This is a genomic window from Neisseria sp. N95_16, from assembly GCF_002551535.2.
In the GTDB taxonomy this organism is placed as follows: Bacteria; Pseudomonadota; Gammaproteobacteria; order Burkholderiales; family Neisseriaceae; genus Neisseria; species Neisseria brasiliensis.
This window is the reverse complement of sequence record NZ_PDBT02000069.1, coordinates 1-13408: the sequence shown is the minus strand read 5'-3', so window position 1 is coordinate 13408 and position 13408 is coordinate 1. Positions and strand designations below refer to the sequence as shown.

Genomic DNA, 13408 nt, shown 5'->3' with positions numbered 1-13408 from the left:
CTGTTGTGCTTTTCGGTAACAGTAGGTTCCGTTGACGGAATGCCGTCTGATTTCCCGACTGACGGTGGCGGGATGACAACCGATGTTCTGTGCGATTTGGTTTAGGGGTAGGTTGCGGTAATGTCTGGAAATGTAGTATCTTTGGTGTGAGGTCAGTTGTGTGTAGGTCATATTGCAATCTTTCTTGTCAGGAAAGGCAGTATACTACCGCATACTGGCCTTTTCTGTTATTGGAAATTGCACTTGTTAGGCGAATGTAAGGGCCTGAGACTTTTATAAAACCGCATAAACCACCAATAAAAACCAAAACCGCCGTCATTCCCGCGCAGGCGGGAATCCATTTTAGCATTTAAGAAACCTTTTCTATTCAATAGGTTGTCGTACTAAAGAATGGATTCCCGCCTGCGCGGGAATGACGGCGGTTTTGTGCCTTCCGGCATTTGAAGGAGTTTTGCAAAGGCCTCGGCTTTTTTGTTTATCACATAGTTATGCTTGATATAAGGCCACATCAATAATGGTGGCGGTTTGCGCTTGAATTTGAAATTTCACTTCGTAATCTAAAATGTTCATCACATACACGCGCTCGGGAATGTTTTGATAGGCCGGGCGCGGGTCTTGGGCAATACTTTGTGCAATCACATCACGCTCTTTAGTGGATAAAGTGGTTTGCAACGGTTCGTTTTGCCACACGACAGCCAACTCTTGCGGTTTGCCGGTGACAAAGCCGCTGGCCGCATCAGGTTTGGCTTCGACAAACGGAATATAGGGTTTGATGTCGATGACCGGTGTGCCGTCGAGCAAATCCGCGCCGCTGCAATAGAGTTTCACGGTTTTGTCGGTTTCAATGCGTTCGAGTTTGAGTAGCGACAAACCGAGATGATTGGGGCGGTGTGGGCTGCGTGTGGCAAATACGCCCATTTTCTGTTTGCCGCCCAAACGTGGCGGCCGTACCAACGGCGACCAACCTTCTCCTAACACGCCATGAAAAATAAAGCTGATCCAGATATAGCCGAAATCCTCCAAACCGCGCACGCTGTCGGCATTGAATTCAGGGTTTAACTCAATGCATACTTCCGCTGCCGGCACCAAGCCTGGCTGACGCGCCACGCCGAATTTTTGTTTGTAGGGAGAATGCACGCGGGCAATGGTTTCAATGGTGTAAGACATGGTCGGCAAGGAGAGAAAAACCGTATCATATCACAGCAATAAGCCCCAAATCGGGCATGGATTTGATATAATACTCGGGTTTATTTTGCCGCTAAACTGCATGTTAAATAGTGTTTCACATGTTTTAATATGGCAGCGATTTAGCTAAATAATAAATATTTATTTAAAATCAAATAGTTATAATTGTTTCACGTGAAACATCACCGCTTATGAAAATTCTGCTTGTCCGTTTGTCCAGTATGGGCGATTTGATTCACACCTTGCCTGCTGTACAAGATTTGGCGCAACAACGTCCGGATGTGGAATTGCATTGGTTGAGTGAAGCCGGTTTCGCCGATATTGCCCGATTGCACCCGTTTGTTAAAAAAGTGCATACCATGAAGTGGCGGCAATGGCGTAAAAACCTGACCCAAGCAGAAACATGGCATGAAATAGGCCGTCTGAAAACGGCTTTGCAACAAGAACAATTTGATTTTGTGCTGGACAGCCAAGGGCTGATGAAAAGTGCTTTATTTGCCAAAATGGCGAAAGCGCCGATTTATGGTTTGGATCAGCACAGTGCGCGTGAAAGCTGGGCGGCGCACTTTTATCAGCAGAAGTTTGCGGTGGAAAAAGGCAGAAATGCGGTTTGGTGCAATCGCGCATTGTTTGCGCAAGTATTCGGCTATACCATGCCGGCGCAGCAATCTTTTGGGTTAGAAGTGCCTGAAGCAGGCCGTCTGAACAATTTAGAAACGCCTTATTATGTGGTGCTGCATGCCACCAGCCGTGACAGCAAATTGTGGCCGTCTGAAAACTGGGTAGCCTTATTGCAAAAATTACACGCCGAGCAAAATGCCAAAGTGTATCTGCCTTGGGGTAATGCCACCGAAAAAACACGCGCCGAACACATCGCTGCTGATCTGCCGTTTGCCATTGTGTGCGACAAAATGAATTTATTGCAGGCAGCGGATTTATTGGATAAGGCTGTTGGCGTGATAGGCGTGGATACCGGTTTATTGCACTTGTCCAATGCATTGGACAAGCCGGTGGTTGGTATTTATACCGATACCGATCCGTTGAAAACCGGTGTGCAAGTGTCGCTGTGGGCACAGAATTTGGGTAATGTGGCGCAAATCCCGGCGGTGGAAGAAGTTTACAATGTATTGATGGAATGCGTGGCTGCTAAAAATAATCATCAGGCCGTCTGAAACGTAATACTATCAAATCACTAAGCTGATGATTGAATCGGCTGAATCGAAATTATTTTTGAAATTCCTGTTTAGGAGTATGGAATGAAAGCATTGGTCGCAGTAAAACGCGTGGTCGATTACAACGTGAAAGTCCGTGTGAAGGCGGATGGTTCGGATGTGGATATCGGCAACGTGAAAATGTCGATGAACCCGTTTGATGAAATTGCCGTAGAAGAAGCCGTGCGCTTGAAAGAAGCCGGTAAGGTCAACGAGATTGTGGCTGTGTCTATCGGTGAAAAAAAATGCGAAGACACATTACGCACGGCCTTGGCAATGGGCGCAGACCGAGCCATTCACATCGAAGCCGATACCAAACTCGAGCCTTTGGCTGTGGCCAAATTGCTGAAAGCCGTTGCCGATAAAGAAAACCCGAAAATTGTGTTGCTGGGTAAACAGGCGATTGACGACGATGCCAATCAAACCGCGCAAATGCTGGCTGCTTTGTTGAATGCGCCGCAAGCAACATTCGCTTCTAAAGTGGAATTAAATGACAACGAAGTCATTGTGACCCGCGAAATTGATGGCGGTGAAGAAGTGATTGCATTGAACCTGCCTGCAGTGATCAGCGCCGATTTACGTTTGAATGAGCCGCGCTTTGTGAAATTACCTAATATTATGGCGGCCAAGAAAAAGCCGCTGGAAAAAGTCGCTTTGGCCGATTTGGGTGTGGAGACTGCCGCGCGCGTGAATGTGGTGAAAGTATTAGAGCCTAAAGCACGTCAAGCCGGTGTCAAAGTTGCCAGTGTGGCCGAATTGGTCGAAAAATTGAAAAACGAAGCTAAAGTGATTTAAGGGAGCGGAACGATGAGCGTATTAGTGATTGCTGAACACAACAACCAGCATTTGAATCCCGCTACCCTGCACGCGGTTAAAGCAGCTGAAAAATTAGGCGAAGTTCACGTATTGGTGGCGGGTAACGGTGTTGCCGCAGTGGCCGAAGAAGCCAAGCAAGTAGCCGGTGTGGCTAAGGTATTGGTTGCCGAAGCCGCACATTATGCCGAAGGCTTGGCTGAAGAATTAACGCCATTGGTGGTGAAATTGGCTGCTGATTACCGCTATGTTGCTGCTACCGCCACCGCATTCGGTAAAAACCTGTTGCCACGTGTGGCTGCGGTTTTGGATGTGCCGCAAATTTCGGATTTGACGGAGATTGTGGATAACCAAACGTTTGTGCGCCCGATTTATGCCGGTAATGCTTTTGAAATGGTACAAACGCCGTCTGAAAAATTGGTGTTGACTTTCCGTGCTACGGCTTTTGAAGCTGCTGCTACTACCGGTGGTAATGCAGAAGTGGTGAAAGTTGCTGCGCTTGAAGCGCAAAACATCAGCCGCTTTGTGAAGCGCGACTTGGCACAATCCGATCGTCCTGATCTGACTCAAGCCAATGTGGTGGTGACCGGCGGTCGTGCATTGGGCAGCGCGGAAAACTTCAAACAAATTTTGACCCCATTGGCAGATGTATTGGGTGCAGCGATTGGTGCATCACGCTCTGCAGTTGAGGCCGAATATGCGCCGAATGATTTGCAAGTAGGCCAAACCGGTAAAGTGGTTGCGCCTCAGCTGTATATTGCGATTGGCGTATCCGGTGCGATTCAACACGTTGCCGGTATGCAAGACAGTAAAGTGATTGTGGCGATTAATAAAGATGCCGATGCGCCGATTTTTAATGTGGCGGATTATGGTATTGTCGGTGATTTGTTTGAAATCGTGCCGCAATTAACCGAAGCATTGAAAAACTAAAGCGTTTCACGTGAAACATTTTCAGACGGCCTGATAAAAAGGCCGTCTGAAATTTTTCCAGAGCGATCATGATTATCACCACTTATTCCACCATTGCCACACCTGTACAGGCTGAAATCAAAGACAAAGGCAGTCGGTTTATTGCCTATGCCTATCCGATACACAGCGTGGCGCAGGTTGAGCAATATGTCGACGCTTTGCGTGAAGAGCATCACAAAGCGCGGCATTGGTGTTACGCTTACCGCTTAGGTGTAGATGGTTTGCAGTTTCGTGCCAATGATGATGGCGAACCATCCGGCAGCGCAGGACGGCCGATTCTCGGTCAAATTGATTCAGCAGGCTTGACTGATGTTTTAGTGGTGGTGGTGCGCTATTTTGGCGGCACATTATTGGGCGTACCAGGCTTGATTCAGGCTTATAAAAATTCAACCGCCGAAGCCTTAGCCATTGCCGAAATCATTGAAAAAAACATCGAAAAAACGGTTTGGATTCGTTGCGAGTATCCAGTGTTGAATGATGCAATTCGGATTGCCAAGCAGCATCAGGGCGATATCGTCGAACAAGATTTGCAATTAGATTGTAAATTAACCGTTCGCCTGCCGTTGGCGAGTTACGAAGCCTGCGTGGCTGCATGGCAGCACACACGACAAATTGAAGTTAATTTAGAAGAAGCATTTTAACCCGCCGTCTGAAGATTTCAGACGGCCTATTTTATTTCAGACGGCCTATTTTGTTGAAATTTTACGTTTTAATTAAGTTTAAAACCATAGTGATTTAACGCTGTTTAAGTATGTGAATATAGGCTATAATTTCGCTTTAATCTGATTCAGAAATCAATGTTTTAAAGGAGAAAGCATGAAATTGCTGGTTATTGGCAGTGGTGGTCGCGAGCATGCATTGGCATGGAAGTTGGCGCAATCCGAGCGCGTAGAAACCGTATTTGTGGCACCCGGTAATGCAGGCACGGCGATTGAGCCGAAGCTGCAAAATATCGCTTTAACCGCGCATGCTGATCTGATTGATTTCTGTAATAAAGAAAACATTGCATTTACCGTGGTAGGCCCTGAAGCGCCATTGGCCGCAGGTGTAGTGAATGATTTTCGTGCCCAAGGCCTGAAAATTTTCGGCCCTACCCAATATTCGGCGCAATTGGAAAGCTCCAAAGACTTTGCCAAAGCATTCATGGCCAAATACGGCATTCCGACCGCACAATACCAAACCTTTGAAAACGCAGAAGCCGCGCATGATTACATTAATCAAAAAGGCGCGCCGATTGTGATTAAAGCTGATGGTTTGGCTGCCGGTAAAGGTGTAATTGTTGCCCTCACCTTAGACGAAGCGCATGCTGCCATTGATGATATGCTGCTCGGCAACAAAATGGGTAATGCCGGCGCGCGCGTGGTGATTGAAGATTTTCTGCAAGGCGAGGAAGCCAGCTTTATCGTGATGGTGGATGGTGAAAACGTCTTACCAATGGCCACCAGCCAAGACCACAAACGCTTGCTGGATAACGACCAAGGCCCGAATACCGGCGGGATGGGCGCATATAGTCCGGCACCGGTGGTCACTCAAGCCGTGTACGAACGCGCTATGAATGAAATTATTTTGCCGACTGTAAAAGGCATGCAGTCTGAAGGCCATCCGTTTAGCGGCTTTTTATACGCCGGTTTGATGATTGATGAAAACGGTGTACCTTATACCATTGAATTTAACTGCCGTTTTGGTGATCCGGAAACACAACCAATTATGAGCCGCTTGGATACTGATTTGGTTGGTTTGGTTGAAGCAGCGATTGATGGCAAATTAAATGAAGTCAGCGCCGAATGGAATCCACAAACCGCTGTCGGTGTGGTTTTGGCAGCAGAAAACTATCCGGAAACGCCGAAAAAAGGTGATGTGATTTCTGGTTTGGACGAAGCCAACCAAATCGGCAAAGTGTTCCATGCCGGTACATCGGTGAATGAACAAAACCAAGTCGTGACCAATGGCGGTCGTGTATTATGCGTGGTCGGTTTGGGTGACGATGTGGCGGCAGCCAAAGCCAAGGCTTACGCAGCTTTGGAAAAAGTCAGCTTCGACGGCATGCAATACCGCAAAGACATTGCGGATAAGGCAATTAACCGCTAATCTGTATTTTATTTTATAAAGGTCTCAGGCTGTCTGATTATTCAGACGGCCTGTATTCTTTAGAAAAGATCATGAAACCGTTCTCCCGAATCTTATCTGCCAGCCAACAAAGAAAACTCAACGCCCATTTGAAATCAGGCGGTGTGGTGGCGTATCCGACCGAATCTTGTTACGGTTTGGGCTGTTTACCACAGCATGCGCAAGGATTAAAACGGGTGATTCATCTGAAAAAAAGGCCGCAGCATAAAGGCATGATTGTGATTGGCAGCGATTTAGACCAATTGCAACTCTTGATTAAAAGGCCATCTGAACACATGCAAGCCTTATTGCAGCAAACTTGGCCGGCAGCGAAAACGTTTTTACTGCCGTCTGAAAAAAGCGTGTTGCCATTATTGCGCGGTAAAGGCAGGGAAAAATTGGCTGTGCGCGTGCCCGATCATGCCGGTGCACGTCGATTGTGCCATGCGTTGAATACAGCTTTGGTTTCCACATCGTGTAACCGTGCCGGAAAACGCGCCTGTAAAACCGAGCGTGAAGTTAGAAGACAATTTGGTCGCAAAGTGTGGATTATCGGCGGTTTAATCGGTCGTCAGAAAACACCCAGCCAAATTATTGATGGTGAAACGGGCAAACGTTTGCGCTGATACAGTTTGAAAATCAGCTAATTATGAAAAGGCCGTCTGAAAACATAATATTTTCAGACGGCCTTTTAATTTGTGGATAATTTTGTGGATTAAAGTTTTTTACCGCACACTAGTTCATATTGTTTTTCAGTAATCGAGCCGCTCATCACGCTCATCGGGCGTAAATTGGTGGCGGTGTAGCGTTGGTTGGTGACTGTTTGGCCACGGTCATTTAGCAATTGCAAAGCTGTCAGGCGGTAGGTTTTATTGCCACAATGCATTTCCCAATCGGCCAATGCGGTTTTATATGCTGGTGTGTTGACGAATTTTTCTTCGCTGAGTTTGGAAATCACTTTACGGTCGCGAAATGTCACCAGTTGGCCGTTTTTCTTGATGCTGCTTTTATCCACCGCGACTTTAATATTGCCATTGGACGTGGTGCCGATGTTTTGCCAATTACCACTGCTTGAGCCACCCGATGATGCACAAGCAGCCAAAATCAATGCCAAAGAAGCGGCCATACCCAAGCGATACCATTGCATATTCATGTTTATCCTCGTGTTTAAATCAATCATCGCTATTATGCGTGAAGAATCAAGGCGAAGTAAACCGGCTTTGCAAACCTTACCTTCAGACGGCCTAAAGTGTGGAAACTAAGCCATGCACACAGCGGATAAAACCGTTAAAATAAAGCTTTTCAGCCAAACGGATGCATCATGAGCCAGCCCACAGCCCGACAAATTTTGCACGAAGTATTCGGTTATCCCGAATTTCGCGGCAATCAGGAAGCAGTGGTCAATACCTTGGCTCAAGGTGAAAGCCTGATGGTGCTGATGCCTACCGGCGGCGGAAAATCGTTGTGCTACCAGATTCCGGCCTTGATGCGCGAAGGTGTGGCCATTGTGGTGTCGCCTTTGATTGCGCTGATGAACGACCAAGTAGCTAGCCTGCATGCGGCCGGTATTGAAGCGGCCAGCGTCAACAGTAGCACCAGTGGCGATGAAGCGCGTGAAATCGCCGATAAATTGGCGGCAGGCCGTCTGAAACTGCTATACGTTGCCCCTGAACGCTTGGTTACCGACCGTTTTCTGCGTTTTCTCGATCAACAAAAAATCAGCCTGTTTGCCATTGATGAAGCCCATTGCGTAAGCCAGTGGGGGCATGATTTCCGACCCGAATATCAGCAGCTCGGCATGTTGGAGCAACGTTATCCACAGGTGCCGCGTATTGCCTTAACCGCTACCGCCGATGCCGCCACACGCGCCGATATTAAGCATTATCTTCAGCTCGAGCAATCGCCCGAATACATCGCCAGCTTCGACCGCCCGAATATCTATTACCAAGTCATCGAAAAAAACAACGGCAAAAAGCAGCTGCTTGATTTTATCCACAAGCAAATGAGCGGCCAAAGCGGCATTGTGTATTGCCTAAGCCGCAAAAAAGTCGAAGATGTGGCGCAGTTTTTGTGCGACAACGGTTTAGAAGCTATCCCCTATCATGCCGGATTAAGCATGCACGTGCGCGAAGCCAATCAACGCCGTTTTACTCGCGAAGATAATGTGATTGTGGTGGCGACGGTGGCTTTCGGCATGGGAATTGATAAGCCCGATGTGCGCTTTGTCGCCCATCTCGATATGCCGCAAAGCATTGAGCATTTTTACCAAGAATCCGGACGCGCGGGGCGGGATGGTCTGCCTGCCGCAAGTTGGTTGTGTTACGGCTTGAATGACTGGGTGTTGCTGCGCGAACGCATAGCTGAAGGCAACGGCGATGAAGCGCAAAAGCAAGTCGAAATGCAAAAGCTCGATGCCATGCTGTCGGTGTGCGAAACCACCGAGTGCCGCCGCGTATTGCTGCTGCGGCATTTCGGCGAAACTTCGCAACCATGCGGCCATTGCGACAACTGCCTGCATCCGCCGATCCGTTTTGACGGCACGGTGTTGGTTCAAAAACTGTTAAGCTGCGTGTACCGTGTCGGCCAACGCTTTGCGGCCGGATACGTTACCAACGTGTTGCGCGGTAAAAGCGACGAATGGATTCAACGCAATCAGCATGATCAGTTATCCACATTCGGCATCGGCGACAATCTAACCGACAAAGAATGGCGCAGCGTCATCCGCCAATGCATCAGCTTGGGTTATCTCACCGTCAATACCCAGCAATTCCAATCTTTACAGCTCACCGACGATGCCCGCAAAGTATTAAAAGGCGAAGCCGAAGTATGGTTACGCCCGCTCAAACGCGACAAAGCCGCTACGCAGAAACCGAAAGAAGAATGGCTGCGTACCGAGCGCGAAGAACGCATCTGGCAGGCGCTGCGCAAATGGCGCATGGAAAAAGCCAAAGCGGCGGAAGTGCCGGCTTATGTTATCTGCGGTGACAAAACCCTGCGCGATGTCGTGGAAAAGCTGCCGCAAAATCTAACCGAATTACACGAAATCTACGGCTTGGGCGAAGCCAAAATTAACAGTTTCGGCTTGGAAATCTTGGAAGTCTGCCAAGCGGCCGTTAATGGGCAAGATATGCCGTCTGAAAGTGTAAGCGAAAACATTTCAGACGGCCTGACCAGCGAACGTGACAAAATCATGTGGCAAACCCTCACCGCATGGCGCGACAAACAAGCCCAAACCGAAGGCGTGGCCTTAAGCAAAATCTTAAGCGACAACACCCTGCTTGACCTGATCCGCCTCACCCCTGAAACCGATTTGGACTTACAAGGCATACACGGTTTAGGAGAAGTCAGAATCGGCCGCTACGCCACCGACATCTTATCGGCCTGTTATCCCTTCGCCGATTCGTTAGACGATGAGGCGGTCAGCACGCGCAAACTTATGCGCGAATTGCTCGAATGGTGCAATAAAACCGCCCGCGTTGAAGACATCGAGCCTCACCAAATTTTCAGCAAAGTGACCCTGCGTGCCATTGCCGCGAAACAACCGCAAACCATGGCAGATTTGGCAGAAATTCATGGGGTAAACGAAGAGAAGCTGGCGAAATATGGGGAAACGATATTAGAGATTGTGGGTGAGTTTTAAATCAATCAAAGAGGCCGTCTGAAAATAATAGATTTCAGACGGACTCATCACTTATCCACAACCCTTGACTCGCAAAAATGCTAAAATAACACCTTATTTTCCAAACCTTTTCAGACGGCCTCATGCTCACCGATTTAGAAAAAAACGCCATTCGCGACCACTACCAAAACATCAGCAAAAGCCTGCCGCATTTCCGTCCGCGCGCCTCGCAGCGGGAGATGATTGCGGCCATTGCCAATGCCTTTTCACGCACGCAGACGCGTGAAGAGGGCGGTGAGGCACCGCAGCGCGAAGGCGAGAGCATTGCCGTGATTGAAGGGCCGACCGGCGTGGGCAAATCGCTGGCTTACCTGTTGGCCGGCGGCATCATGGCGCAAACGCGTGGCAAGCGGCTGATTGTGTCGAGCGCGACCGTAGCCTTGCAAGAACAACTGGTCGAGCGCGATTTGCCGTTTTTAGTGGAAAAAAGCGGTTTGGAGCTCAGCTTTGCCTTGGCCAAAGGGCGCGGTCGCTATCTTTGCCCCTACAAACTCTATCAACTTACCCAAGGCAACGCGCAGCAAAACCTGCTCGGCTTTGAAGCGCCCACCGTGTTGTGGGACAGCAAACCCAAGCCCGAAGAAATCCAGCTTTTGCGCGAAATGGCCGATGAATTCAGCGCGCGCCGCTTTAATGGCGACCGCGATACATGGCCGGAAAAAATCGATGACGTGATTTGGTTTAAAGTCACCAACGACCGTCACGGCTGTCTGAAAGCGGCCTGCCCCAACCGCGCCGAATGCCCGTTTTATCTGGCACGCGATACGCTGGAAACAGTCGATGTTGTCGTTGCCAACCATGATTTGCTGCTGGCCGACATCAGCATGGGCGGCGGCGTGATTCTGCCTGCGCCGGAAAACAGTTTCTACTGCATCGACGAAGCACATCACCTGCCGAAAAAAGCCTTAAGCCAGTTTGCCGCCGAGCATTCGTGGAACACCGCTGTGTGGACTTTGGAAAAACTGCCGCAAATTACTAATAAAATCGCCGCCCTCACCGACAAAACCGAGCTGGCGAACTTAGCCGACGAAGCCGCCGTGTCGCTGCTCGACAGCCTGCACGAATGGCAATTCCACCTTGCCGAAGAGCCCAAACTCGGCCTCAACGCCGGCGAATACGACAGCGATACCGGCCGCAAAAGCAGCGAACCGATGTGGCTGTGGGAAGACGGCAAAATCCCCGAAGATTTAGAATTGCTGGTGTCCAACACCGGCGTGGCCGCGCGCAGCCTGCTGAAACACGTTTACGGTCTCAACGACGCCCTATCCGCCAGTCGCCGTGACAAAGAGCAAGACGGCGCGCTCATCGACCGCCTAAGCAGCGAATTTGGCCTGTTTGTCGCCCGCATCGAACAAATCGGTGCCGTGTGGGATTTGTTTTCCACCGTGCCGAAAGAAAAAGAAGAGCCACTGGCCAAATGGATTACCCGCCGCGTGGACGACAAAAACGACTACATTTTCAACGCCAGCCCCATCAGCAGCGCCAGCCACCTTGCCAACAGCCTGTGGCGCCGCGCCGCCGGTGCGGTGTTGACTTCCGCCACCCTGCAATCTTTGGGCAATTTCAACCTGCTGCTGCGCCAAACCGGTCTAATTTGGTTCCCGCAAACCACCACCCTCGCGCTGCAAAGCCCGTTTGACTTTGAAGCACAGGGCGAGCTTTATATCCCGCCGATTTACGCCAGCCCGAAAGACCCCCATGCCCATACCGCCGCCATCGTCGAATGGCTGCCCAAGCTGATTGCCGCCGATCAAGCCATCGGCACGTTGGTGCTGTTTTCCTCGCGCAAACAAATGCAAGACGTCGCCCTACGCCTGCCTGAAGAATACCTGCCCCTGCTGCTGATACAGGGCGAATTGCCCAAAACCGTGCTGCTGCAACGCCACTACCAAGCCTTGAGCGAAGGCAAAGCCAGCATCATCTTCGGCCTCGACAGTTTCGCCGAAGGCCTCGATTTACCCGGTGAAGCCTGCGTACAGGTCATCATCGCCAAACTGCCGTTTTCCATGCCCGACAACCCGATTGAGAAAACCCAAAACCGCTGGATCGAACAGCGCGGCGGCAACCCCTTTATCGAAATCACCGTGCCCGAAGCCAGCATCAAACTCGTCCAAGCCGTCGGCCGCCTGATCCGCACCGAACAAGACTACGGCCGCGTCACCATTCTCGACAACCGCGTGAAAACCCAACGATACGGCCAGCAACTCTTGGCTTGTTTGCCGCCGTTTAAGCGGATTGGGTAAGTGTTGAGTTGAAGAAAGGCCGTCTGAAAGGCTGGTGTTTTCAGACGGCCTAAGTAGAAAAAATGCAACAAATACAATAGGAAATCCAGAAAATGGCTGTAAATCTCACCAAATTATATGATCAGTTAATTAAAATAACTGCCGAGCCGAGCCGAGCCGAGCCGAGCCGAGCCGAATCATCTAATTTCATTTACGAATTTCTAAGACTATTCGACACTCCTAAGGCAACCATAACCAGACTGCAAAACAATGGTGGTGTGAATGTTGCCGATATGCCGCTTTTGGGTGAAGTGGCCTTATCCCATAAAATCTATTTCAAGCCATTAGAAGCAGGCAGCGATGTATATGACGAGCTGCAAAAGCTTAAGTCATTGTCCTCTGCCGCAAAAAACAAAATCCGCTTTTTCATCACGACCGACTATCAAAACTTTGCCGCTTATGATACCAAGGTTGATGATACGCTCGAATGCGCTTTTGCCGATTTGGCACAAAACTACGGTTTTTTCTTACCCTTGGCCGGTTTGGAAAAAAGCGGAGACTTCATCGAAAATCCGGCCGATACCAAAGCCGCTGAAAAAATGGGGCGGCTTTTTGACCAAATCCGCCTCAATAACGCGCTGGAAAAGCCTGAAGACATTCATGCGCTTAATGTTTTTCTGACACGGCTTTTATTCTGTTTCTTTGCCGAAGACACCAAAATTTTCCCTAAAGACAGTTTCACCAAGCTTATCGAAAGCCACAGCCTTTCAGATGGCAGCAATATTGACGAAATCCTATCCGGTCTTTTTGCTGTTTTGAATATGCCATCTGAAAGTAGCAAGCGCGGCCATCTACCCGCGCATTTGGCGGTCTTTCCTTATGTGAATGGCGGATTATTTGCCACGGATGAACCGATTCCTGCCTTTGCCGTCCGCACACGTCGTTTGCTGCTTGAATGCAGCAAGCTCGACTGGTCGGAAATCAATCCCGATATTTTCGGCTCCATGTTTCAAAGTGTGATTGACCCTACGCAGCGCAGCCGCTTGGGGCAGCATTACACATCCGTACCCAATATCATGAAAGCCATCCGGCCGCTGTTTCTCGACAGTTTTCAGACGGCCTTACATTCGCATTTCAAGTGCAACGCTCAAATGCCATTGGCAAGGGCTGCTGAAAACAGATCACCCGGTGTCTCATAGTCCAATGTCTTTCTCGGTCGGCGG

General features: G+C 49.4%; 12 protein-coding genes and 1 pseudogene. 10 read left to right on the top strand and 3 right to left on the bottom strand.

Annotated elements, in window-relative coordinates:
• The coding region (locus CRG49_RS13980) for a helix-turn-helix domain-containing protein (protein WP_157807890.1) at nucleotides 1-171 on the bottom strand (171 nt) is incomplete at its 3' end.
• Nucleotides 172-486: 315 nt separating this feature from the next.
• Entirely contained in the window at nucleotides 487-1167 is a 681-nt protein-coding gene (gene tsaA / locus CRG49_RS10325) for a tRNA (N6-threonylcarbamoyladenosine(37)-N6)-methyltransferase TrmO (RefSeq protein ID WP_095503620.1), read from the bottom strand.
• A gap of 209 nt (nucleotides 1168-1376) precedes the next feature.
• On the opposite strand from tsaA, the gene waaC reads away from it, so the two are divergent.
• The 6 genes from waaC to CRG49_RS10295 all read left to right on the top strand — a co-directional run bounded on the left by waaC (nucleotide 1377) and on the right by CRG49_RS10295 (nucleotide 6910).
• Nucleotides 1377-2357, top strand: coding sequence for a lipopolysaccharide heptosyltransferase I (gene waaC, locus CRG49_RS10320; protein WP_095503621.1), 981 nt, complete (start codon nucleotides 1377-1379; stop codon nucleotides 2355-2357).
• 84 nt (nucleotides 2358-2441) lie between these two features.
• A complete protein-coding gene (locus CRG49_RS10315; RefSeq protein ID WP_095503622.1) occupies nucleotides 2442-3191 on the top strand; it encodes an electron transfer flavoprotein subunit beta/FixA family protein in 750 nt (249 codons plus the stop codon).
• 12 nt (nucleotides 3192-3203) lie between these two features.
• A complete protein-coding gene (locus tag CRG49_RS10310) occupies nucleotides 3204-4139 on the top strand; it encodes an electron transfer flavoprotein subunit alpha/FixB family protein (protein ID WP_095503623.1) in 936 nt (311 codons plus the stop codon).
• A 71-nt stretch (nucleotides 4140-4210) separates the two neighbouring features.
• Entirely contained in the window at nucleotides 4211-4819 is a 609-nt protein-coding gene (locus CRG49_RS10305; protein ID WP_095503629.1) for a YigZ family protein, read from the top strand.
• Between the two features lie 175 nt (nucleotides 4820-4994).
• A complete protein-coding gene (gene purD, locus CRG49_RS10300; protein WP_095503624.1) occupies nucleotides 4995-6266 on the top strand; it encodes a phosphoribosylamine--glycine ligase in 1272 nt (423 codons plus the stop codon).
• 71 nt (nucleotides 6267-6337) lie between these two features.
• Complete coding sequence (locus tag CRG49_RS10295; protein WP_095503625.1) at nucleotides 6338-6910, top strand: L-threonylcarbamoyladenylate synthase; 573 nt, start codon at nucleotides 6338-6340, stop codon at nucleotides 6908-6910.
• A gap of 89 nt (nucleotides 6911-6999) precedes the next feature.
• Here CRG49_RS10295 and CRG49_RS10290 read toward each other — a convergent pair whose 3' ends face one another.
• Nucleotides 7000-7437, bottom strand: coding sequence for a surface-adhesin E family protein (locus CRG49_RS10290; protein WP_095503626.1), 438 nt, complete (start codon nucleotides 7435-7437; stop codon nucleotides 7000-7002).
• Between the two features lie 168 nt (nucleotides 7438-7605).
• Here CRG49_RS10290 and recQ point away from each other — a divergent pair.
• The 4 genes and pseudogenes from recQ to CRG49_RS10275 form a co-directional block, all read left to right on the top strand.
• Nucleotides 7606-9397, top strand: a pseudogene (recQ, locus tag CRG49_RS10285) (DNA helicase RecQ); the annotation flags it as partial.
• Between the two features lie 14 nt (nucleotides 9398-9411).
• On the top strand, nucleotides 9412-9924 hold the full coding sequence (locus CRG49_RS13975) for an HRDC domain-containing protein (RefSeq protein WP_369832038.1): 513 nt from the start codon (nucleotides 9412-9414) through the stop codon (nucleotides 9922-9924).
• Nucleotides 9925-10046: 122 nt separating this feature from the next.
• Nucleotides 10047-12206 (top strand): ATP-dependent DNA helicase DinG, encoded by a 2160-nt coding sequence (gene dinG, locus CRG49_RS10280; RefSeq protein WP_095503628.1) that lies wholly within the window; start codon nucleotides 10047-10049, stop codon nucleotides 12204-12206.
• A 92-nt stretch (nucleotides 12207-12298) separates the two neighbouring features.
• On the top strand, nucleotides 12299-13384 hold the full coding sequence (locus CRG49_RS10275) for a type IIL restriction-modification enzyme MmeI (protein WP_198515158.1): 1086 nt from the start codon (nucleotides 12299-12301) through the stop codon (nucleotides 13382-13384).
• The last annotated feature ends 24 nt before the right edge of the window (nucleotides 13385-13408 follow it).